This is a genomic window from Nocardia sp. MH4, from assembly GCF_019266065.1.
In the GTDB taxonomy this organism is placed as follows: Bacteria; Actinomycetota; Actinomycetes; order Mycobacteriales; family Mycobacteriaceae; genus Nocardia; species Nocardia canadensis.
The window spans coordinates 194,278-216,409 of sequence record NZ_LPNR01000128.1; the positions used below are offsets into that span (position 1 = coordinate 194,278).

Genomic DNA, 22,132 nt, shown 5'->3' on the forward strand with positions numbered 1-22,132 from the left:
CACGCTATCCGAGGAGATATTCATGCCCATAGAAACCGCTGACAACATCGACGGCCGAACGGAGAGCGTATCCAGTAAGTTGGATATGCCGCCAGAGTCGGTCGTAGAGATCAGGAACCGGTTTGGTCCGGGAAGAACGCTGTCGGTGGACTTGCGCTCGATCATTGTCGGGGTGATAGTGGTAACACTTGTCGTTGGGATGTCTGTTAGCTTTTTGTTGTGGCTCTCGACGAGGAATGAGCTGCGAGAAACTGACTCCATTGCGTCCGCGGAAGAAAGGGCTGAAGAAGTAGCCTCCGAGTACGCTGTTGGCGCGTCCAATATTGATTATCAGAACTTCGATGGATGGGTACGTAATCTGAAATCGAATACTTCCCCCGCCCTAACGAACAAGTTCGACCTCACTGCCCCTCAACTCAAAGACATAGTACTTCCGCTTAAGTGGAGTTCGAACGCGACCCCCATCGCCGCGAAAGTGAAATCGGAAGACGCTGGTGTTTATGTTGTGAACGTCTTCTTGAGTGTGACATCGACCAGTGTGCAGACCCCGGAGGGTGCGCAAACAACCGTCACCTACACGGTGACGCTAGACAAGAACGCGGATTGGAAGATCACGGATGTCGGCGGTGTTGACATGGCCCTTCCGATCAAGTAGCCGGCGACACTGTCAGTAGCAGGGAACTGAAATAATGACCTCGAAATCTACGATCTTTGTTGCTCCCCGAAACTACACGCTGGAGCGGGACTCTGGGCCTGCTTTACATATCGCCGAGTGGGGATCGACGAGCCCGAGAGTGACAATCATCCTGGCACACGGGTTGGCTCTTTCTCATGGGAGTTGGGAAGACGTCGCACAACTGGTCGTCACGGCGGATCCCACCGTACGTGTACTCGCCTACGACCATCGAGGACACGGGCAGTCGCAATCTGCTCCAGCGAGCCTGGAGCTTCTCGCCGACGATCTCGCTGCAGTCATCTCCGCATATGCACCCGTCGGCCCGATCGTGCTCGGCGGTCATTCCATGGGCGGAATGACATTGATGGCGTTGGCCGAACGCGACAGCATGGTGCTCGAAGCGCGAGTCGTCGGCGTCGCGTTCGTGGCGACTGGAGCCGGAGATATCCTCGGACGACTGATGCGCCGCGGGTTCTGGTCATGGTTGGTATCGCTGGCGTTGACTGTGGCACCGCTTCTCGTGATCCCTTCCCGGCCGCTGCTCATCGTGCGACAGCTGACACGCGCCGTCTTGTTCGGGTACCGACCATTCCGCCACGACCTGAACCGAGCGGTAGGGCAGCTGGCGAGCAGCAATCCTCGCAGCGTCGCACAGCTGACTCGTTCGATCCTGTCCCATGATCGGTACTCGGCACTGGATCGATTCGACTGCCGTGTCGTCGTATTCGCAGGTTCGCGAGATCTGTTGACTCCCGTTTATCACGCTCGTGCGATACACCGTCGCGTACCAAGGAGCGGCCTGGTCATCTTCCCGAACTCCGGACACTTCCTACCCTATGAACGTTGCGGTGAGATTGCGGCCCACCTACTGGGATTGACAATGCCAATGGCGTACTCGGACAGCGACGTTGCATAGCGGCATGGAGGCTCGAGTTCGTCGTAGGCCCAGCCGGTGTCGCCGGACAGCTCTTAGGTCTTGCCCTGATGCTCCTCGGTGGTGACCACAACGGCGATGATTTCAGCCAGATTCCGGCGCGACGCCGAAGCGACCACACCGTCGCCGGTGCTCGACAGCGGCACCGGTCTCGCGAACGGTGGGGATGATGTCGCGGCCGTAGTTCTCGCTGTACCAGCCGCTGCGCAGGATCGTGAACGACACCCCGCTGGCACGCACGCGTCTTCTGTGGGCAGGTGCATGGCCGCGGTCGACAGCGCGGTGTCGTCGGCTTTGAGGCCGCTGGTGTAGATGATCCGCGCGGCACCGGCTTTGGCGACGGCAGCGATCTCCTCGGTGTGCTGGCGGTCGCGGTTGGCCAGGGCGGTGCCCGAGATCAGCACGAACATATACACCGGCGTAATGGTGGTGGGGTCGTCGTAGTCGATGACCGCGGTGTGCACCCCTCGGGCGGCGTGGTCAATGATCTTGGCCAGGTCGCGGGCACCGGCGATTACCTCGGCGGGGTCGGTGCTGCGGTCGAGGACGGCTTCGACGGCTGCTCGGCCGAGGTGACCGCAGGTAACGGTGATGACGATGGACACAGGTCTCCGTTCAGGTTTCGACGGTGGTCAGTTGCTGATGGCGGCTGCGCGATGCAGGTAGCGACTCTCGCCGATCTGATCGGCGGTGAAGGCGGCGATGCCGGCGCGGGTGATCGCGAAGCCGAGCTTGTCGGTGCCGAAGAACCTGACCGGATATGGCCCTTCGGTGCACAGTCCTTGGGGGGCGATGAACCGCACGATCGTCCTATCCAGCCCCGAGGGCATGATCTTGTTCGACATGCCGGTGATCTCCTCGTAGGCGCGGGGCATGAACGTGCGCGGCATGAACTCGATCAACCCGGTGATCAAGGTCGGGGACCCCCGCGGGTCCAGTACCGCAGGAGTGGCGTGGCCGATGAAGCGGCCCACACCGTGACGCTTCATCGCCGCCAGGATGTGGCTGGTGCCCTCGATCAGCGGGGTCCCGGTTGGCTTTGCGGTCCATGCTCGGGCCCAACGCGCTGATCACTGCATCGGAAACCTCGCCGACCACGACTTTCACCTGCTCACCCCAGCGAGAAGGGATCTTGGCGGGTTGTGGGCGTAGGCGGTCACGGTCTGCCCGGCCGCGAGCAGCCGTTCCACCATCAGCGAACCGGTGGCCCGAAAACAGTGACATTCATACGAGTCCTCCTTCGGGAATCGGGGTGGTCAGGAGGCGTAGGGGCCGAAACGTCCCCAAGCGACGAACACCGCGGCTTCCAGCAGGGCAAGGTTGAACACGATCGCGGCGGGCTCCTTCCAGCGCGCGTGGGCCACCATTGCCAGCGCCATGATCACCGCGAGGCCGACCGCGGCGCTGAGACGTCGATGCCTTCAGCTTCTACCGCCGCAATACTCCGTTCGTTTTCCTCGACACCACCGCCGAGCGGCTACGGTTCGATGCACCTCACGACCTCGGGCACCTGTGTATTCACGGCATTCATGCTGTGCCGCACGGGTGCGAGGCAGAAGCTGCGGCGATCAGTTCGCTAACGCGTTGCTCAAGTCGCCATGATGTTCTATCGGTGGGACTGCGAAACCCTAGCGTGGCGCAGGTCATCCGTGCCAAGGCTCGATGGAACGTGTCCGCGACAGCGCTGGCGAACCGGCTGCATGCGCTGGGTTTGATAGCTGACTGGACGTATCGCGCAGCGTTGGTGGAATTGAGCAAGCGCGGAGTCCGCTCCGCGCGCCCAGGCTCGGCGCTTGTCCACGAATCGTCACAGGTGCTGGGTAAAGTGCTCGCCGGCCTGCATGGGCAAGGGATGACGGTGCGCGACATTGCCAAGGAGTTCGGTCTCACTCCCCAAGGGGTGACCGAGTACCTGTTCGGACTGACGACGACCCAGCACGAAGGTAACGGGTCCGGACGGTCGCGGATGGATCGCTTCGCCCGTGCCTCCCTGTCGTGCGAGATTACGTATCTGCTGGGTGCAGCGCCGAGAACATTGCGTTGCAGGGTGTGCGCACGGCAGAATTTCTCGGACTTCTCGGCGTGCGCACCGGTCGAGTGCGGGTGCACACGGTCAGTTGCACTGTGCGCACGGCTGAACGAGCGTGCGCACAGTGTCGATCTTGGGGGTTAACGTGCGTATGCACCCTGATCGGGGGAGCACAGGATCAGCTGTGGTGGGGCGGGTGAATCCAATCGCGCGAGAAATGGCTGTTGTCCCAGCTCTCGATGTCGTCGGGCGGGCGTCGGCCACCTCACGTTGCGTGCTCTGAAGGCGCCTGCCGCGCAGGCGTGGCCTGGCGGGGATCGTGGGGGTCGGCGCCACGGCATTAGCGTCAATCGGTCTGCGATCGTGGCTCACGTGATCTTGGCCCCGCTCGCCGGAGTAAGAGCTTTCGTCCCTCGATCTGCTCCCCGTACAGAGGACGATCGTCGAGAGCCGTTGATGCCGTGTAGACGGCTCCTGCATGTGAGCCATTCGGGAACTCAGCTCGACTTCTCTGCTTGTCCGCACGGCGTCTTTCGAGAAGGTCGTGAGTGCGATGCTCGGGTGTGTGACGCGCGATCGCTGGGTGCTAGTGGCTGTCGGCGATGCGGCGTTGCGGCGAGATACACGGCTCGGCCAGAAGGTGGTGTGTTGATCATCACGTGTGGATCGGGTCGGGCGGGGCCGTGCCGATCGCTCGTATGGCTTGGCACACTCTCAGGCGGCCTCGATCTGGGGTGCGCGATCGTCGATCTCGACGCAGGGCGAGTGGCTCTCCAACGCGGTGGCAGCGGGCGGGGACCCCACTATGTCACCACTAATTTGGCTGGACACGCCGTTGTCGAGCGTTGTCCAGCGTTGTCGATAGTTGTCGTATCGGAGCGTATTTCCCCAGGTAGGCATGCTGATTTGGTAGACGATGGTTGCCCAGAGTGGGCCACGGTTGTCTATGCCGCGCGCTCCGAGAAGGTCAGGGGTTCGATTCCCCTTAGCTCCACAACGAAGGGCCCGGTCGGCAGACCGGGCCCTTCTGCTTTTCCGGCCGTCGGCCGTGCCCGGCAGCGGGTGGATCCTACGCGGCGGGCCCCGTGCGAACATGCCCATAAAAATATGGTTTGCGCCGTTTACCGCGCGGGTACTTCGTTTCTGTCGGACCGATGAATAGTTACCGACGCGTATGCGAATGACTCGTTCTGCGTTCCGCATTTCGAATGGCCCGATATGAGGGCTGGGTCGTATAGACTCACCTGGAATTTATTACCCAGGTCACAATTTCACGGCCACCTCGTCCTGCTCACTTACAGCGAACCGCTATCGGTGTGCGGTGTATTTGCGGACCCTGCCGGCAGGCATTAACGTTTTCGGAAACTGGATAATCCGAGCAGGACCGCGAGCGCTCGCGCTCATCAAGTTCGCTGCCGGGGAGGAATCGGTTCATCAGCGAACAGAGGTGACGGCACCAGCGGGAGAGGTGCCGAACGCGTCTGTCGGAGTATCAGGGGCAATTCATGACAGCGGTCGTCGCGGTTCGCGCCGTGCCGGAGGAAATTCCGAATACCAACCCGTCGTTCGCTTTTCGCGGGGTCGCGGTGCTCGCCACGATCGCCGCGATCGCGCTGACCGTGACGGCGGGACGCTACGAGTTCTTCGGCGACGAGCTCTACTTCCTCTCCGCGGGCAGGCGGCTCGACTACACCTACGCCGATCAGGGCGTGGTGGTGCCGCTGTTCGCCTGGATCGCCGACCTGCTCGCGCCGGGATCGACGACGGCGCTGCGGTTCCCTGCGGTCGTGATGGGCGTCGGCTCGGTCGTCGTGTCGGCGCTGATCGCCTACGAACTGCGGGGCAGCCACCGTGTGCAGCTGCTGGCCGCCGGCACCTACGCGACGTCGTATCTGGTGGCCACGCAGGTCGTGCTGAGCACCTTCTCCTTCGACGCCACCTTCACCGCCGTGATCACCTGGCTGTTCATCCGCTGGGTGCGGACCCGGCAGGACCGGCTGCTGATCATCGCCGGACTCGTTGCCGCCCTGGACATGCAGGTGAAGTGGATGATCCCGCTGGTCTGGGCGTGCCTCGGGCTGGCCGTCGTGCTGTGCGGCCCCCGCGAGATCCTGCGCAGGCCCGCGCTGTGGGTGGCGATCGGTATCCTCGCCGCCTCCCTGATCCCGATCCTGATCTGGCAGTCCCAGCACAACTGGCCGCAGCTGGCCATGGGCTCGATCATCGGCGCGGAGCAGGACGCGACCGGCTACGGTCCGCCGGGATTCTTTCCGCAGTGGCTCGGCTTGGCGGGCGTACTCGGCGCGTTGTTGCTCGCCTTCGGATTTTGGGCGGTGTACAAGCAGGAATCGCTGCGCCCGTATCGGTTCATCGCGGTGGCGCTGGTGATCATGACCGTATTCGTCGTCGTCACGCACGGTCGGCCTTATTACCCGACGGGCTTCTTTCCCGCCATGTTCGCCCTCGGTGCCGTCGGCCTCTGGCAGTTCGACCGTAAACGGTGGATGAACTTGGCATTGATTCCGCTGGCTGGAATCTCGGTGGTGACATTCATTGCCATGATCACCGTGACGCCGCTGCCACCGAGTTGGCGCATTCAGGCCGAGGACGCCATCGATCTCGGCTTCCGCTCGGCATTCTGGGGAACCACCAATTGGTCGGAAATGGTGTCCGCCGTCGGCACCGGCTATCACACGCTGACGCCCGCGGAAAAGGCGAACTCCGCGGTGGTCGTGCAGGGGTACTGGCAGGCGGGTGCCGTCGAGCAGTTCGGGGCGCGGTACGGGCTGCCCGCCACGTACAGCCCGAGCCGGGGCTTCGGTTTCTTCGGCCCGCCGCCGGACTCGGCCACCTCGGTGATCTACCTCGGGCTCGACACCGCCGAGGCAGACCTGCGCGCCCGGTTCACCGAGGTGGAGCGCGTCGCACACCTCGACGATCCGATGGGGATCCCCGGCATCGACCGGATGGTCGCGGTCTGGCGCTGCAAGGGACCGAAGCAGCCGTGGTCGGTCATGTGGGACGACATGACGACCCTGTACTTCGACCTCGGGCTCTGGCGCGACCCCAGGGCCACCACCCGGCCCACCCGCTGAGCGGCGGGCGGCTCAGAACACCAGGCCGCGCAGGGCCAGGAAACGCAGGCCGCCGACCAGCGCCATCACGACGAGCACGGCGCCCGCCTGCGTCGTCTGACCGAGGCCCGGCGCCAGTGATTCCAGCCCGGCCAGGGCGGCGGAGCTGGTCAGCAGGCCGATCAGGGCCAGACCGCCGCCCTGGCATTGCGCGGTGAGCCGGCCCACCCGGTCGGCCGCCCGGAAGGTGAGCTGACGGTGTAGCTCGTTGGCGATAACGGTGCTCACGAGCGAGCCCGCGATGTTGGCGACCAGCGGTCCCAGTCCAGCGCAGGCCACGAACAGCGCGACGTAGGCGATATTGCTGGCACCGCCGACGAGCGCGAAGCGGATCAGCTGCGCGAGGGGGTGATCGCCGCGCAGGAACGGCCACGCGCGGCCGGACCGGTCGCCGCGCGGCAGCACGACGAGGGCGGGACGCAGGGGCGAGGCGGCGAAGGCGGTGCTGTTCACGAGGACTACCGTCGCCGTCCGCGCTGACGCCGACCTGACGCCGGACTGACATGCCGCTGGCGCGGCGCGCGGCGGCGGCGTCAGCGGGGGTGTCAGGGCGGTGTCAGCCCGGTATCAGGTCCACCGGCGACGGTGATCACCATGAACAACACAGCAATCGCGGCCTCCGGGCTGCGCAAGGCGTACGGGGACAAGACGGTCCTCGACGGCATCGACCTCCACGTCGACGCGGGCACGATCTTCTCGCTGCTCGGCCCGAACGGCGCGGGCAAGACCACCACCGTGAACGTGCTGACCACCCTGCTGACCGCCGACGGCGGCACCGCGCGGGTGGCGGGCCACGACCTCGCGACCGACACCAAGGCCGTCCGCAAGGCGATCGGCGTCACCGGCCAGTTCGCCGCCGTCGACGACCTGCTCACCGGCGAGGAGAACCTGCGGCTGATGGCCGACCTGCACCGCCTGCGCGGGCAGGCGGGCAAGCGGGTGATCACCGGACTGCTGGAACGCTTCGACCTGGTCGAGTCCGCGCGTAAGCCGGCCGCGAGCTACTCCGGCGGGATGCGCCGGAAGCTGGATCTGGCGATGACCCTGGTGACCAGGCCCGAGATCGTCTTCCTCGACGAGCCGACCACCGGCCTCGACCCGCGCAGCAGGCGCACCATGTGGGACATCGTGCGCGAGCTGACCGCCGACGGCGTGACGATCTTCCTCACCACCCAGTACCTCGAAGAGGCAGATCAGCTGGCCGACCGGATCGCCGTGCTGGACCAGGGCCGCATCGTCGCCGAGGGCACCGCCGAGGAACTCAAGCGCCGCATCCCCGGCAGCCACATCCGGCTGCGCTTCGCCGACGCCACGGAATTGGCGACCGCGGCGCGGATCCTGCCGGGCGCCATTCCCGACGAGGACGCGCTGGCCCTGAACGTCCCCGGTGACGGTGACTCGACATCCCTGCGGGCCCTGCTGGATCAGCTGGCCGCGCACGCGCTGGAGGCCGAGCAGGTCTCCCTGCGCACCCCTGACCTCGACGACGTCTTTCTCGCCCTGACCGGGCACCCCACCACGGAGGCCGAAGCACGATGAGCACCCGCACCGCACCTAGCACCCTGTCCGCCGCGCTGTTCGACGCCTCGGTCATGTTGCGCCGCAACTTCACCCACATCACCCGCTCGCCGGTCACCATCTTCAACGCGGCGCTGATGCCGGTGATGATGATGCTGATCTTCGTCTATGTCTTCGGCGACGCCTTCGACGTCGGCGAGAACTACATCGACTACGCGGTGCCCGGCATGCTCATGCTGGCCATCAGCTACGGGCTGTCCGGCACCGCGGTGTCGGTGAGCTCCGATATGACCAAGGGCGTCATCAACCGGTTCAAGGTCATGGACGTGTCCCGGGGTGCCGTGCTGACCGGGCACGTGGCCGCGAGCATGCTGACCAATGTCGTCGCGATCACCGCCGTGCTCGGGGTCGGTTTCGCGCTGGGGTTCCGCTCGCCGGCGACCGCGGTGCAGTGGCTCGGCGCGCTCGGGGTGCTGCTGGCGACGGCCTTCGCCGCCGCCTGGCTGACCGTCGCGCTCGGCATGGCCGCGAAGACCCCGGAGGCGGCCGGGATGTCGGTGGTGCCGTTGATCATGCTGCCCTTCCTGAGCAGCGCGATCGTGCCTGCCGACAAGATGGGCCAGGGCATCCGGCAGTTCGCCCAGTATCAGCCCTTCACCCCGATCATCGAGTCGGTGCGCGGCTTCCTGACCGGGCAGCCCTCCGGCGGCCACACCGTCGCGGCACTGGCCTGGTGCGCCGGGTTCGCCGTCGTCGGTTACCTGTGGTCGCGGGCGAGCTTCACGAAGCGAGCGTGATCGCGACCAGCTCGGCCGGATCAGCGTCCGCACCCACCCGCATCGCCTCGGTGAACTCCTTGTCACCGAGGCGATCTCGTGCGGTCGCCTCGATGCGGGCCGCGTCCGGGTGGGACAGATCGGGGACGCCGCGCGTGGCGGTGCTCGCCGCCAGTAGTCGCGCGGCCTGCTCGTATTGCTCGGACCGCAAGGCCAGGTCGGCGACGCCGATGAGGACGTGGGCCATCAGGGGAGCGTGGCCGGCCAGGGTCGCCGCCCGCACGGCCGAGGCGTGTCGGGCACGCGCCTCGTCGAGGTCGACGGCCAGGTAGCCGAGCAGGACATGCAGCAGCGCACTGACATTCGGCTGGTCGGCATCGCTGCCGAGCAGGCCGCGCGCGAGGTCGATCTGCTGATGCGCCGGTTCGGTCTCGCCGTTCCAGCGGGCCAGTTCCGCCCGGGTCAGGGCGACTTCGGCCAGCGCGGTCGGCCAGCCCGCCCGGTCCGCGCAGCGCTGCGCGTCGGCCAGCGCCGCCGCGCTCGCCTCGGCGTCGCCGAGCCGCCAGTACAGCTGGGCCTGCCGGGTCCGCATGCCGACCACGTCCTCGATCGCGCCGACCTCGGTGACCACCGCGATCGCCTGCTCGTAGAGCTCACTCGCGGCGGCGAATTCGCCGCGCATGGCGGTCCGGCTCGCCAGTTCGGTCAGCGCGAACGACATCCCCCAGCGCTCACCCAGCGCGCGGAACTCGGTCAGCGCCTGCTCGAGGTACTCGTCGGCTTCCGGGCCGTCGTGGCCGAGCACGGTGCGCAGCTTGCCCAGTTGCAGCCGCGCCAGGGCGCGGGCCCAGGGGTCCTCGTCGGTGAGCACCGCTTCGAAGGCGGGGAGATAGGCGTCGGGGCCCTGGAGCATGTGTTTCAGCGCGGCGGTGAAGCGCAGCGCCGGATGGCCGCCCCGGCTGTCGCGGCCGTACTCGTAGGCCTTGTCGATCCATTCGGCCACCTGGTGCTCGTCATTGCGTCCCGAGGTCACGAAGTGCACGACCAGGCCGTAGACGGTGGCCCTGGTCTCGTCGTCGACCTCACCGGACAGTTCGGCGGCCGCGATGACCAGCTCGGTGCCCTCGGCCTTGTGCCCGCCCAGCCACCAGTACCAGCCCGCGGCTGCCGCGAGCCCCATCGCCCCGGCGGTGTCGGCGGCCGCGAGCGCGCCGCGCATCGCGGCCGCGATGTTGTCGTGTTCGGCGTCGAGCACGGCGAGCCACTCCAGCTGTTCGGCGCGGCGCAGGTGCGGTTCGGCGGTGGCGGCCAGGCCGGCGAAGTACGCCTGGTGGGCCCGGCGGGCCGACTCGGCGTCGCCGGCTTCGACCAGGCGGTCGGCGGCGTACTGCTTGATCGTCTCGAGCAGGCGATAGCGCGGGGCGGGGTCCTCGGTGACGACCAGCAGCGACTTCTCGGCCAGCGCGGTGAGCAGGTCGAGCACCTCCCACTGCTCGACCTGCGCACCGGCGCACACCTGTTCGGCCGCTTCCAGACTCGCGCCACCGGCGAACACCGACAGCCGCGACAGCACCCGGCGTTCGGCGTCGCTGAGCAGCTCCCAGCTCCAGTCGACCACCGCGCGCAGCGTCCGGTGCTGCGCGATCGCGGTGCGGCTGCCACCGGTCAGCAGCCGGAACCGGTCGTCGAGCCGGTGGGCGAGCTGATCGAGGGACATGGTGCGCAAGCGCGCCGCGGCCAGCTCGATCGCCAGCGGAATGCCGTCGAGCGCCCGGCAGACGCGCGCCATGGTCGCCCAGGTGTCCGGATCGGTGCCGAGGTCGGTGCGCACCGCGCTCGCCCGGTCGCGCAGCAGGGCGACGGCGGGGGAGGACTCGATCTCGCGCGGCTGCGCCACGGCGGCGGGCAGGCTCAGCGGCCGCACCTGCCACAGGGCCTCGCCGGTGATGCCGAGCGGTTCCCGGCTCGTGGCCAGGATGCGCAGCCGGGTGCACTCGCCGAGGATCCGATGGGCGAAGGTCGCCGCCGCCTCGATCACGTGCTCGCAGTTGTCCAGGATCAGCAGGGTCTCGCGGTCGCGGATCGCCGCGACGAGCCGGTCCATCGGGTCGGCGGTGGAGGCGCTGCCCAGCAACGCGTCCCGGAGACCGAGGGCGGCCAGCGCCGCCTGCGCCAGGTCGCCGTCGCTGTCGGCGGCGGCCAGTTCCACCAGCCAGGCGCCGTCGGGCAGGTCACCGAGCATGGTCCGGGCGGTCTCCACGGCGAGCCGGGTCTTGCCCGATCCGCCCGGACCGGTGAGCGTGGTGAGCCGGTGCGCCGCGATGAGTTCGCGGACCACGGCGATATCGGCCTCCTTGCCGACGAAACTCGTCAGCTCCGCTCGCAGGTTGGTCGTGCGCTCCTGGGGTCGCGCGCCGACCTCGCCGCGCAACAGCGCGACGTGCAGCGCCGAGAGCTCCGGGGAGGGATCGACCCCGAGTTCGTCGGCCAGCGCTTCCCTGGCGCGCTGGTACACGATCAGCGCCTCCGGTGCCCGGCCCGCCGCGCCGAGTGCGCGCATCAGCGCGGCGACCAGCCGCTCCCGCACCGGGTGCCTGGCCACGAGCTCGGTCAACTCGGCGACCAGGTCGGCGCCCTCGCCCAGCTGGATCTGCGCCTCGTAGCGGTCCTCCAGGGCGGCCAGGTACAGGCCGTCGAAGCGGGTGATCACCGCGTCCACGGCCGCGCTGTCGCCGAGGTCGCGCAGCGGGTCCCCGCGCCACAGGCCGGTGGCTTCGCGGAGCAGCCGGGCCCGGTGCGCGACCTCGCCGCCGCGCGCCCGATCGACGAGCTGCTCGAAGCGCACGGCGTCGACGGCGTCGGGCGCCACCGTGAGCCGGTAGCCGCCGGTCTGCACGTCGATGGCGCCGTCGGGCAGGACCCGGCGCAGTCGCGAGACCAGCGCTTGCAGGGCGTTCGCCGCGTCGGCGGGCGGCTGTTCGCCCCAGATCCAGTCGACCAGGCGCTCTTTCGAGACGGCGCGGCCCGGTTCGAGAGCCAGGGCGACGAGCAGCGCCCGCAGCCGGGCGCCCGGTACCGCTATCGATCCGCCGTCTTTCGTCCGGATCTCCAGCGGCCCCAATATCCCGATCTGCACCCGGCCCATTGTGCCTCGCGCGTCAATCGGTCGCCGGTCCGGATATCGCGTCAGCGCGGGCGTCAGCGCGGTGTCAGGTCGGTGTCAGGCGGGCTCGCGACAGTAGTGCCATCAACAACGCAGCCCCCGGAAACCGGGCGGCCCGATCTCCAGGAGACAACCATGAACACCTTCCCGACCCCGCAGCCGATCGCCGTCACCGTCGACGTCCTGTCGGCCGGCGTCACCGTCGTCGCCTCGGATCGCCACGACACCGTCGTCGCGATCCGGCCCGCCGACGCGGCCAAGAAGGCCGACGTGCGCGCCGCCGAGCAGACCAGGGTCGAGTTCACCGACGGCGTGCTGACCGTGACGACACCGAAGAACTGGCGCACCTACACCCCGTTCGGCGGCAACCCGTCGATCGAGGTGTCCATCGAGGTCCCGACCGGCTCCCGGCTGACCGGCACCGCGGGCGTCGGCAGGCTGCTGGGCGCGGGCGAACTCGGCGAGTGCGACCTGACGGTCTCCCTGGGCGACATCGTCGTCGAGCGTCCGCTGGGCTCGGTCACCGCGAAGACCGCCAAGGGCGACATCCGCATCGGCGAGGCCGCCCGTGGCGAGCTCCGGCTGGAGACCTCGGTGGGCGAGCTGGAGGTGGGCATCCGTCCCGGCAGCGGGGTACGGCTGGAGACCGCCGCCACGGTGGGCACCGTGCGGAATCTGCTGGCGCCGGTCGCGCCGTCGGGCGACACCGTCGCGGTGTACGCGCGTAACTCCCTGGGCAACATCGTCATCCGGCACACCGCCGCCGTCTGAGCGCCGAATCGCGAATCCTCCTACCCGACAAGGAAATGACCATGAGTGACACCGATTCGATCCCACACGGCCTGCCGCTGGACCGCGACGCCGGCCCCTTCGACCCGCCCGGCGAGATCACCCGGCTGCGCGCGGTGCGGCCGGTCAGCCCGCTGATCTTCCCCGACGGGCACGAGGGCTGGCTGGTGACCGGGTACGAGGCGGTGCGCAGACTGATGGCCGACACCCGGTTCAGCTCCCGCCAGGACCTCGGCGTCGTGCACGTGCCCTACGAGACGCCCGGGATGCCCGTCCCGACCGAGCCGTCCCCGCAGATCCCCGGCCTGTTCGTCGCCATGGACCCGCCGGACCACACCCGCCTGCGCCGCAAGCTCACCGGCGCCTTCACGGTCAAGCGCATGCGGGAGCTCGAGGAGCACATCGTCGAGATCACCGAGCGACAGCTCGACGAGATGGCGCGGCTGACCCCGCCGGTCGACCTGGTCCAGGCCTTCGCGCTGCCGGTGCCCTCGCTGGTGATCTGCGAATTGCTCGGCGTCCCGTACGAAGACCGGGCGACCTTCCAGCTCAACTCCGCCCAGTTCCTGGTCAAGGATCAGGAACTGGCGCAGAAGATGGCCGCGCTCGGCGCGATGAACAGCTATCTGGCCGAGCTGGTGCAGCGCAAGCGGGCCGAGCCCGGCGAGGACATCCTCTCCGACCTGGCCCGCCACGACGACCTGAGCATCGAGGAGCTGACCGGCGTGGCCTTCCTGCTGCTGCTCGCCGGTCACGAGACCACCGTGAACATGCTGGCGCTGGGCACTTTCGCGCTGCTGGAGCACCCCGAGCAGCTGGCCCTGCTGCACGCCGATCCGGAGCTGATCCCCGACGCCGTCGAGGAACTGCTGCGCTACCTCTCGGTCGCCGACATCTTCTACCGCTACGCCACCGAGGACATCGAGCTGTGCGGCGAGACGATTCCCGCCGGGTCGACCGTCGTCGTCTCACTGTTGGCCGCCAACCGCGATCCGCTGCGCTTCGACGATCCCGACACCCTGGACGTGCACCGGAAAGCGCGGGGCCACCTGACCTTCGGCCACGGCATCCACCTGTGCCTGGGCCAGCAGCTGGCCCGCATCGAGTTGCGCGCCGGCTTCGCGGGCCTGCTGCGCCGCTTCCCGGCCCTGGAACTCGCTGTGCCCGCCGAGGAGGTGAGACTGCGGACCGACATGAACATCTACGGCGTGCACGCGCTGCCGGTCCGCTGGACGGACCGCTAGCGTTGCCGGGGCGTCCGAGCCCGCAGCAGCGGTTGGTCCGAGCAGCGGAAGGCCCGCCGACAGCATCGGATCGGGGTACGCAACGCCGGGCCGACCGAAGCAAGCCCCCGGCCGCGCGAGGCGACCGGGGGCTTGCTACCAGCGACGACTCAGTTCTTGACCAGCTCCGGCGTCTCCGGCTCGTCGACCGGCTCCGGCGCGTGGGCGCCGCCGTGCGGGTCGCCCGCGGCGCGGTTCGGCAGCAGGACCGCCATGGCGATCACGATCAGGGCCAGGCCCGCCGAGACCGCGAAGGCCAGGCGCATGCCGTCCAGGCTCGCGGTGACCGGGTCGGTGCCCTCGGCGATGAGCGAGGTGCTGCGGGCGGACATGATCGTCACCACGAGCGCGGTGCCGAAGGCCGCGGCCACCTGCTGCAGGGTGCCCAGCATCGAGCTGCCGTGCGAGTACAGGTGCATCGGCAGCGCGCCCAGACCCAGCGTGAACACCGGGGTGAAGGCGGCGGCCAGCGAGATCATCAGCAGGATGTGCAGGCCGAGCAGCTGCCAGTACGGCATGGTCAGCGAGATCTGGGTGAAGCCGGCCAGCGAGACGGCGATGCCGATCGAGCCGGGGACCACCAGCAGTCGCCCGCCGAACTTGTCGAACAGGCGGCCGACCGTCGGGCCGAGCAGGCCCATCGCCAGACCACCGGGCATCACCAGCAGTCCGGTCTCCAGCGGGCTCAGGTGCCGCAGGTTCTGCAGGTACAGCGGCAGCAGGATCATCGAGCCCATCATCGCCAGGAAGGCGATGGCCATCAGCACCAGCGCCTTGGCGTAGGTGCCCGACAGCAGGACCCGCAGGTCCAGCAGCGGGGTGCCGGTGCGCTGCAGCCGGATCTGACGCCAGGCGAACGTGGCGATCAGCAGAGCGCCACCGGCGACGATCAGCGCCGGGGTGGTGTAGTTGCCGCTGTGGAACTTGCTCAGGCCGAACACGAGTCCACCGAAGCCGAGGGCGGCCAGCGCCACGCTGGGCAGGTCGAGCACGCCCGGCTGCGGTTCGCCGACGTTCTCGAGCTGCCGCAGCCCCAGCCAGGTGACCACACCGGCGATCGGCAGCATCACCACGAACAGCAGCCGCCACGAGTCGATCGCGGGGACATCGATCTGCAGGATGAGGCCGGAGATGACCGGGCCCATGGCGGGTGCGACCGAGATGGCCAGGGTGACGTTGCCCATCACCCGGCCGCGGTCCTGCTCGGCCACGACGGTCATCAGGGTGGTCATCAGCAGCGGCATCATCACCGCGGTGCCGCCCGCCTGGATGATGCGGCCGATCAGCAGCACCGCGAACGTCGGCGCGAGCGCGGACAGCACGGTGCCGGTGATGAAGACGCCCATCGCGATCGCGTAGGCCTGACGGGTGGTGACCCGCTGCAGGAACCAGCCGGTGGTCGGGATGATCGCGGCCATCGTCAGCATGAACGCGGTGGAGACCCACTGCGCGGCCACCTCGGTGACGTGCAGATCGCTCATCAGCCGCGGGATGGCGTTGATCATGATGGTCTCGTTGAGGATCACCACGAACGTCGCGAGCACCAGCACCCGGATGACGGTCGGCGTCCCGCCTTTCGTCGTCGGCGGGGATAGTTCGGCGGGCATCGGGGTACCTCCAGGAGCGGGGATCGGCTGGGCGAGCGGTGGCCCGATGCCGGGTCTGCTGTGTCCCGGCACCACGTGAGAGAAGACGGAGTCCGTCGGTCCAACTCATCGGGCGCGGGCCAGTATTCCGCTCACCTACGACACAAATCACCTCGTTTTCGCCGTTCACGGCTCTATGGTCGGGAACGAAACCGCAGCTGAGAGCCGAATCTGGACTGTCGATCAGATCGTGGGTGACCCTCGTCACTCCCGGGAACTTGTGACGGGTGGGGCGCATGTGGTCCGGTGTGTGCGCCGATCCGGCGGGGTATACCGGAAGAGTGACTGCATCGAGACTGTGGCTTGCTGTGGTGTGCGCGATCGTCGCTTCGCTGGGGAGTGTGCAGGCGAAGGCCGATCCGGGGGCGTACGTGGCGGGGGAGACACCGCTGGGCGGGCGGGCCGCCCAATTCGATGTGTACTCGCCGGCGATGGGCCGGGTGATCCAGAACAGGGTGCTCAGGGCGGCGGGCGCGGGCGCGCCGACGCTGTACCTGCTGACCGGCGCGGGCGGCGGGGCCGACGGCATCTCCTGGTGGGACAACACCGATGTGCGGGACTTCTTCGCCGACAAGTTCGTCAACGTGGTGATGCCGGTCGGTGGGGCGTTCACGCTCTATACCGACTGGATCGCCGACGATCCCGGCGTCGGCCGGGTCCGCTGGGAGACCTACCTGACCGAGGAACTGCCGGGCGTGATCGACGGCGCGCTCGGCACCAGCGGGCGCAACGCCATCGCGGGAGTGTCGATGAGCGCGTCGTCGGCGCTGGACCTGACCATCCGCGGCGGGCCCCGCTTCGCCGCGGTGGCCGCGCTGAGCGGCTGCCCCTGGGCGGCGGATCCGTGGGGCATCGCGATGGTCAGCGCGCAGGCCGTCCGCGGCGGCGGCAATCCCGGCAACATGTGGGGCGTGCCCGGCGGCGCGGTCTGGCGCGAGCACGACGTCTTCGCCAACGCGGGCGCGCTGGCGGGCAAGACCATCTTCCTGTCGGCCGCCACCGGTCTGCCGGGCGCGAGCGATCGCGGTCTGCCCATGCCGCCGCTGGAAACGATCGCGGGGACGTGCACAGCGGCCTTCGCGGGGCGGCTGGGTCAGCTCGGTATCCCGGCCACCTACGTCCACCGGCCGACCGGCGCGCACACCTGGGGCCAGTTCCAGGCCGACCTGCACGAGGCGTGGCCGCACCTGGCCGCCGCCATCGGCGCCTGAGCGGGGCTCAGGCCTCGACGGCGACCGGGCGCTGCACCTCGGTGTCGGCGGCCGTGGTGTCGGCGGGCACGACCGGGGCCGGCTCGGGCACGCGCCTGCCACGCCGGAACCACCACTGCAGCAACCCGATCCCGAGCACGGCCAGCACCGCGCTGGTCAGGCTGATCGGCAGGCCCGGCGGTCGCCAGGTGACGGTGAGCCGCGCGTTGTGCGTGCCGGGCGGGATGTCGACGGCGACGAAGGTGCCCGCGACGGCGCGCACGGGGATCTCGCGGTCGCCCAGGGTCGCGGTGTAGCCGGGCCAGGCCAGGCGCGAGAGCACGATCCGGCCGCCGGTGCCGGAGGAGACGGTGGCGCGGTTGGTCAGGCCCGCCTCCGGCATCACGGTGGCGTGCACGCCCGACTCGTGCGCGATCAGGTCGCCGGGAGAGGGCAGCGGATTGACCCGCTCGAGCACCCAGATCTGTTGTTCGTGCCCCGGGTAGTGGACGAACTTCCAGCCCAGCGGCGCCGGCTTCGTCCCCGCGTCGGGGTACTGGGCCCGTTGCAGGACAACACGATCCAGCCGCATCAGGTCGACGATCGGGGTGTCGGTCGACGGCTCGACCGCGAAGACCTTGCGATACGCCTCGGGGCAGGTGCCGCCGTCCCAGGCCATGCACAGCAGCCCGGCGAAGGCCGCGTGCCCGACAGGGGTGTAGCCGTTCACGTACTGCAGCCCGAGGTTCTTGGCGTAGCTGCCGAGCGCGATCGAGCCGTAGGTCGCCGCGAGCGTGCGGTCCTCGTCGCGCACCATGATCCGGTCGGCCAGTTGCAGGGTGCGGCCGCCGAAGTCGGGGAACGCGGCGGTCATCTCGGAGCGCCGCTCGGGGAAGCCGTACGACAGCGGTGTCGTGGGGGCGACGGCCACCTGGACGAACGCGATCGGGAACGTCGCGAGGATGGTCAGCGCGGCGGCGGCGCCGATCCCGCGGGTGCGCGCCAGCCAGAGGACGCCCGCGCCGAGCGCGACGACGAAGACCACCGCGATCAGGTGCCGTTCGAGCAGTTTCGGCGCGGCCGAGAACGACCGGATGAACAGCAGGCCGATCAGCACGCCCGCCGCCGCGTACCGCCGCCGCGACGAGGCGAACGCTCCGTGGCGGCTCAGCAGCACGCAGACCAGTACCAGCAGGGCGATGGCCAGCATCGGCAGCACCCGGGCCGGCCAGCGCAGCGGGCCGATCGCGCCCGGCCCGGCGGTCCACATCAGCGCGGCGACGGCGAACAGCGCGATCCCGCTCCATTCGGCGGCGGCGCGCGCGGCGGCCTTCCAGTCGATGAACGCCAGCGCCGGGATCACGAACCAGGCGATGTAGACCATCGGCAGCGGCTGCACATGGCCCCACCACGCGGTGAACGCGGGCACCGTGCTCGGCAGACTGGCATTGAGCGATTCCGACCACGGCACGGTCAGGAACGGGTCGTTGTGGATGGTGGAGACGTCGCCGCGCCAGGTGGCCTGCGAGGAGAGCAGGATCGGTAGGTTGGCCACCATCGAGGCCGCCACCGCGAGACCGGACGCGGTGAGCAACCGCAGCACCGGCGCCCAGCGGCGCTGGTAGAGGTACTCACCGGCGGCGACCGCGGCGATCATCAGGCCGGATTCGACCGCGGGGAAGGCGTATTGGATGGTCAGCGCCAGATACAGGAACACGAACAGCGGGATCGGTCCCGAACGTCCCCTGGCGTAGAGCACGGCCGAGGCCCACGCGTGTACGAGCCAGGCGGTGCCGGTGTGCGAGGTGAACCAGCTGGCCGAGTCGAAGAACAGGAACCAGCCGCTGAACGGGAACGCCACGCCGGCCACCGCCGCCCAGGGGGCGCGGGCGCCGTAGGCCAGGCAGATCCGGAACACGCCGAGCGCCGCGATCGTGGAGAACACCAGCTTGACCGCGGTCGCGTAGAGCGCGAGATCGTCGAAGGAGGGCGCGAGCAGGTAGACCAGCAACTGCGGCGGGTTGTAGAGCCCGGCTTCCTCGAGGCTGTAGTTGCCCGCCATCCATTCCCACGGCACCATCGCCGGGAACCGGCCCGCCCTGAGTTCGGTACCGAGCAGCTGCCACATCGGCACGTATTGCGCCTCGGTGTCGTCGGTGTAGAAGTGCCGTGAGTCGCCGAGCAAGACCGCGACATAGCCGGCCAGCACCGCGATCACGACGACGATCGCCCACTGCACCACTTGTTTTCGCGGTTCGAGCGCCGCGCGTACCCACACGAGCGCGGGAGCATAGGGCATCCAGGTGAATCCGACAATACGTCGGGGTGTCGCGGCGTGGTGGTGGACGTTTGTCCAGCTCAGGTGTGGTTAGGTTGGGGTAAGAACAACTCGGTGTGTCATGGCTGTCGAGCGCGAAGTTGGTAGCATGGCCGGACCGAGCCGACCCTTCGAGAGAGTCTTCAATGCAGTTCGAAATCGTCGAGCGGGACGAGACATGGGTGGCCGGTCTGCCGGTCCGCAGTCCCAAGCGTGCGCTCGGAGAGCTGCGCGACCGGGATCTCGAAGCCGCGTGGTCTGCCGTCCTGCATCAGGATCTGGGCGGCCCGCTGGCCAGTGCCTACACCGACTACACCGGTGAGCTGAGCACCTACAACACCCAGATCGTCGGGTACCAGTGCGCGTCGCTGGATCAGGTCACCCGCGGACATCTGGCGGCCCGGCTGCCGCGCGGCACCTACGCGCGCTTCTCCTCGGTCGGTAACTTTCCCCAGGTGATGACGGATCTGTGGACCCAGATCGCCTACGCCGAAGAACACAACCAGATCAAGCGCACCTTCACCGGCGATTTCGAGTGCTACCCGCACGCGTACAAGATCGACCTGTACCTGGCGGTCGATCCGCGATGAGCTACACGATCGTGGTGCGCGGTGGCGCACTGTACGGCGGTCTGGCCGTGCCGCGGGTCCATCCGAGCTTCAAGGTGAGCAACAGCGATCTGATCGAGTTCCTCAAGGACCGGCTGCGCGACCGGCCCGGCGGGCGCGAGCCGCTGCACACCGTCTACGTCCCGGATCCGGCGGGCAACTGGAACGCGCTGGTGGCCCGCGAGTACGCGACGCCCGACGAGGTGCCGGTCGGCGATCTTATGGTGCGGGTGCCCAAGGGCATCTACGCCCGCTTCGCCCCCAACGGTGATTACCACGATCCGGTCGAGGATGTTTGGGCTCAGGTCGACGACGCGACAGCGTCGGCGGAGATCTCGCGCGCCTATCGCGAGGAGATCGAGGTCTGGCACGGTCCGGACACCGTAGAATTGTTCGTTTCGATCACGGTAGATAGCTGATAGTTAGCCAAATTCGAACCGATCGGTCTGGAATCCGGGGCTTACCGTGCGTTCATGCCGTTTGACCTGGGCATAGTTCACCCGCGGCCGGTGGTTATCGGAATATTAGCCACTCGCCTGGTGCAAACGTTCGGGATGACGGATACTGCACCAGTCGGCCTCGGTAGGACGCCGACCGCGCGCGGGCGCGTAGCACGGAGCTAGGAACACGATGGCTGTCGAAGCAGCGCGCAACGAGAACAGGTTGCGGCGCGTTCACCGTCGCGTCGGCCGGAACGCGATGGCGCGATTCGTGAGTCGGATCCGTTGATGAGCGAACCGGACCCGCCGGCGGCGGACTACCGCCCCCTCGTACTCGATCCGGCCGACCCCACCGACGCGGCAACTCTGCGGCAGCTCGCCGCGGCCCCCGGCGTCAGCACGCACGACCTGCGTGCGGGCCTGCGCGCCGAATTGGACCGGCTCACCGGACTCCCGCCGGGTCTCGACCCGGCCGCGGAACGCTGGGTGTACTACCCGTGGCGACACGCGCTGGTCGTGATCCTCGGCCCCGACGCGTTCCGGGTGATCCGCTCCGATCGCAACCGCAACAAGCTCACCAGGGCCGAACAGGAACGCCTCGGCGGGCTGACGGTCGGCGTGGTCGGGCAGAGCGTCGGCCATTCGGTCGCCTACACCCTGGCGCTGGAAGGCGCGTGCGGGCTGCTCCGGCTGGCCGACTTCGACACCATCGAGCTGTCGAACCTGAACCGGGTGCCGGGCGGGCTCTTCGACATCGGTGTCAACAAGGCCGTGGTCACCGCGCGCCGGATCGCCGAACTCGACCCCTTCCTGCCGGTGGAGATCTGGCCCGCCGGCGTGCTGGCCGACACCGCCGACGACTTCCTCGACGGGCTCTCGGTGATCGTCGAGGAATGCGATTCGCTCGACATCAAGTTCGCGGTCCGCGAGGCCGCGCGCAGGCACCGGATCCCGCTGCTGATGGACACCAGCGACCGCGGGCTCTTCGACGTCGAGCGCTACGACCTGGAACCGGGCCGCGAGCCCTTCCACGGGCTGCTCGGCGCGACCACCGGCGCCCAACTGGCCGACCTGGACACCAGGGCGAAGGCGCCGCACGTGCTGCGCATCCTCGATCCGGGCCAGCTGTCCTCGCGGATGGCGGCCAGCATGGCCGAGATCGGTGAAACGATCACCACCTGGCCGCAATTGGGCAGCGACGTGCAACTGGGCGCCGCCATCGTGACCGCGGCGGTGCGCCGGATCGGGCTCGGCGCCAAGCTGTCCTCCGGCCGGACCCGCGTCGACCTGGAGGCGGCGCTGGATTCCCTCGCCGAGCCCGGCTACCTCGACGACGGCGTCGAGACCGCCCCCGAGCCGCCCGCCGACGAACCTCCGCCCGCCGACCCGGTCGCCGCGATCCTGGCCTGCGCCCAGCGCGCGCCCTCGGGCGGCAACGTGCAGCCCTGGCGGTTGCGCGGCAGCACGGAATTGATCGAGATCGCCCTGGACCCGGCCGGTTCGACCGCGATGGACATCGCCCTGCGCGGCAGTGCCGTCGCGGTGGGGGCCGCGCTGTACAACGCCCGCGCCGCCGCGGCCGCGCACGGCCTGCTCGGCGAGCCGGAGCTGCGCGTCGACGACCCGGCC

Annotated in this window: 19 protein-coding genes; 12 read left to right on the forward strand and 7 right to left on the reverse strand. The window is 68.5% G+C overall.

The window, feature by feature from the left end:
- Positions 1 to 22: 22 nt before the first annotated feature.
- Positions 23 to 655, forward strand: coding sequence for a hypothetical protein (locus tag ATM97_RS31370; RefSeq protein WP_084503714.1), 633 nt, complete (start codon positions 23 to 25; stop codon positions 653 to 655).
- Positions 656 to 794: 139 nt separating this feature from the next.
- Entirely contained in the window at positions 795 to 1,592 is a 798-nt protein-coding gene (locus ATM97_RS31375; RefSeq protein WP_169812772.1) for an alpha/beta fold hydrolase, read from the forward strand.
- 53 nt (positions 1,593 to 1,645) lie between these two features.
- Here the strand turns inward: ATM97_RS31375 and ATM97_RS31380 are convergent, their stop codons facing one another.
- From ATM97_RS31380 to ATM97_RS31390, 3 genes are all read right to left on the reverse strand, one after another.
- Positions 1,646 to 2,215 carry a hypothetical protein gene (locus ATM97_RS31380; RefSeq protein WP_062984825.1) on the reverse strand — a complete coding sequence of 190 codons (570 nt, stop codon included), beginning with the start codon at positions 2,213 to 2,215 and terminating at the stop codon, positions 1,646 to 1,648.
- A 27-nt stretch (positions 2,216 to 2,242) separates the two neighbouring features.
- A complete protein-coding gene (locus ATM97_RS31385) occupies positions 2,243 to 2,599 on the reverse strand; it encodes a hypothetical protein (protein WP_211300397.1) in 357 nt (118 codons plus the stop codon).
- A gap of 267 nt (positions 2,600 to 2,866) precedes the next feature.
- Positions 2,867 to 2,995 carry a hypothetical protein gene (locus tag ATM97_RS31390; protein ID WP_218721772.1) on the reverse strand — a complete coding sequence of 43 codons (129 nt, stop codon included), beginning with the start codon at positions 2,993 to 2,995 and terminating at the stop codon, positions 2,867 to 2,869.
- Positions 2,996 to 3,243: 248 nt separating this feature from the next.
- Here ATM97_RS31390 and ATM97_RS31395 point away from each other — a divergent pair, with 248 nt between their 5' ends.
- Together ATM97_RS31395 and ATM97_RS31400 are read left to right on the forward strand one after the other, a co-directional pair.
- On the forward strand, positions 3,244 to 3,783 hold the full coding sequence (locus ATM97_RS31395) for a hypothetical protein (protein WP_062984823.1): 540 nt from the start codon (positions 3,244 to 3,246) through the stop codon (positions 3,781 to 3,783).
- Positions 3,784 to 5,144: 1,361 nt separating this feature from the next.
- Entirely contained in the window at positions 5,145 to 6,734 is a 1,590-nt protein-coding gene (locus ATM97_RS31400; protein ID WP_218721773.1) for a glycosyltransferase family 39 protein, read from the forward strand.
- 12 nt (positions 6,735 to 6,746) lie between these two features.
- Here ATM97_RS31400 and ATM97_RS31405 read toward each other — a convergent pair whose 3' ends face one another.
- Positions 6,747 to 7,196, reverse strand: coding sequence for a GtrA family protein (locus tag ATM97_RS31405; RefSeq protein ID WP_374104924.1), 450 nt, complete (start codon positions 7,194 to 7,196; stop codon positions 6,747 to 6,749).
- 171 nt (positions 7,197 to 7,367) lie between these two features.
- Here ATM97_RS31405 and ATM97_RS31410 point away from each other — a divergent pair, with 171 nt between their 5' ends.
- Positions 7,368 to 8,312 (forward strand): ATP-binding cassette domain-containing protein, encoded by a 945-nt coding sequence (locus tag ATM97_RS31410; protein ID WP_218721777.1) that lies wholly within the window; start codon positions 7,368 to 7,370, stop codon positions 8,310 to 8,312.
- Entirely contained in the window at positions 8,309 to 9,088 is a 780-nt protein-coding gene (locus tag ATM97_RS31415) for an ABC transporter permease (protein WP_218721779.1), read from the forward strand. The genes ATM97_RS31410 and ATM97_RS31415 overlap by 4 nt, the downstream gene beginning before the upstream one ends.
- On the opposite strand, the gene ATM97_RS31420 is transcribed toward ATM97_RS31415, so the two are convergent.
- Positions 9,072 to 12,212, reverse strand: a complete 3,141-nt coding sequence (locus ATM97_RS31420; protein ID WP_218721781.1) for a BTAD domain-containing putative transcriptional regulator — start codon at positions 12,210 to 12,212, stop codon at positions 9,072 to 9,074. The genes ATM97_RS31415 and ATM97_RS31420 overlap by 17 nt on opposite strands.
- Before the next feature lie 153 nt (positions 12,213 to 12,365).
- On the opposite strand from ATM97_RS31420, the gene ATM97_RS31425 reads away from it, so the two are divergent.
- Both ATM97_RS31425 and ATM97_RS31430 read left to right on the forward strand, forming a co-directional pair.
- A complete protein-coding gene (locus tag ATM97_RS31425; protein WP_218721783.1) occupies positions 12,366 to 13,001 on the forward strand; it encodes a DUF4097 domain-containing protein in 636 nt (211 codons plus the stop codon).
- Between the two features lie 41 nt (positions 13,002 to 13,042).
- A complete protein-coding gene (locus ATM97_RS31430; protein ID WP_218721785.1) occupies positions 13,043 to 14,263 on the forward strand; it encodes a cytochrome P450 in 1,221 nt (406 codons plus the stop codon).
- Positions 14,264 to 14,412: 149 nt separating this feature from the next.
- Here the strand turns inward: ATM97_RS31430 and ATM97_RS31435 are convergent, their stop codons facing one another.
- Entirely contained in the window at positions 14,413 to 15,909 is a 1,497-nt protein-coding gene (locus ATM97_RS31435; RefSeq protein WP_218721787.1) for an MDR family MFS transporter, read from the reverse strand.
- A gap of 320 nt (positions 15,910 to 16,229) precedes the next feature.
- On the opposite strand from ATM97_RS31435, the gene ATM97_RS31440 reads away from it, so the two are divergent.
- Complete coding sequence (locus ATM97_RS31440; RefSeq protein WP_308248687.1) at positions 16,230 to 17,159, forward strand: alpha/beta hydrolase family protein; 930 nt, start codon at positions 16,230 to 16,232, stop codon at positions 17,157 to 17,159.
- A 7-nt stretch (positions 17,160 to 17,166) separates the two neighbouring features.
- On the opposite strand, the gene ATM97_RS31445 is transcribed toward ATM97_RS31440, so the two are convergent.
- Positions 17,167 to 19,437: a hypothetical protein gene (locus tag ATM97_RS31445; RefSeq protein ID WP_255588681.1), complete on the reverse strand. Its 2,271-nt coding sequence runs from the start codon at positions 19,435 to 19,437 to the stop codon at positions 17,167 to 17,169.
- 164 nt (positions 19,438 to 19,601) lie between these two features.
- Here ATM97_RS31445 and ATM97_RS31450 point away from each other — a divergent pair, with 164 nt between their 5' ends.
- The 3 genes from ATM97_RS31450 to ATM97_RS31460 form a co-directional block, all read left to right on the forward strand.
- Positions 19,602 to 20,045 (forward strand): GyrI-like domain-containing protein, encoded by a 444-nt coding sequence (locus ATM97_RS31450; protein ID WP_019049207.1) that lies wholly within the window; start codon positions 19,602 to 19,604, stop codon positions 20,043 to 20,045.
- A complete protein-coding gene (locus ATM97_RS31455) occupies positions 20,042 to 20,482 on the forward strand; it encodes an AraC family transcriptional regulator (protein ID WP_218721789.1) in 441 nt (146 codons plus the stop codon). Before ATM97_RS31450 ends, ATM97_RS31455 begins: the two co-directional genes overlap by 4 nt.
- Positions 20,483 to 20,791: 309 nt before the next feature.
- The coding region (locus ATM97_RS31460; RefSeq protein WP_218721790.1) for an Rv1355c family protein at positions 20,792 to 22,132 on the forward strand (1,341 nt) is incomplete at its 3' end.

Coding starts and splice junctions, on each gene's coding strand:
- ATM97_RS31370 (WP_084503714.1), top strand. CDS start 23: ATGCCCATAGAAACCGCTGACAACATCGACGGCCGAACGGAGAGCGTA.
- ATM97_RS31385 (WP_211300397.1), bottom strand. CDS start 2,599: ATGAAGCGTCACGGTGTGGGCCGCTTCATCGGCCACGCCACTCCTGCG.
- ATM97_RS31400 (WP_218721773.1), top strand. CDS start 5,145: ATGACAGCGGTCGTCGCGGTTCGCGCCGTGCCGGAGGAAATTCCGAAT.
- ATM97_RS31410 (WP_218721777.1), top strand. CDS start 7,368: ATGAACAACACAGCAATCGCGGCCTCCGGGCTGCGCAAGGCGTACGGG.
- ATM97_RS31415 (WP_218721779.1), top strand. CDS start 8,309: ATGAGCACCCGCACCGCACCTAGCACCCTGTCCGCCGCGCTGTTCGAC.
- ATM97_RS31420 (WP_218721781.1), bottom strand. CDS start 12,212: ATGGGCCGGGTGCAGATCGGGATATTGGGGCCGCTGGAGATCCGGACG.
- ATM97_RS31425 (WP_218721783.1), top strand. CDS start 12,366: ATGAACACCTTCCCGACCCCGCAGCCGATCGCCGTCACCGTCGACGTC.
- ATM97_RS31430 (WP_218721785.1), top strand. CDS start 13,043: ATGAGTGACACCGATTCGATCCCACACGGCCTGCCGCTGGACCGCGAC.
- ATM97_RS31435 (WP_218721787.1), bottom strand. CDS start 15,909: ATGCCCGCCGAACTATCCCCGCCGACGACGAAAGGCGGGACGCCGACC.
- ATM97_RS31445 (WP_255588681.1), bottom strand. CDS start 19,437: ATGCCCTATGCTCCCGCGCTCGTGTGGGTACGCGCGGCGCTCGAACCG.
- ATM97_RS31450 (WP_019049207.1), top strand. CDS start 19,602: ATGCAGTTCGAAATCGTCGAGCGGGACGAGACATGGGTGGCCGGTCTG.
- ATM97_RS31455 (WP_218721789.1), top strand. CDS start 20,042: ATGAGCTACACGATCGTGGTGCGCGGTGGCGCACTGTACGGCGGTCTG.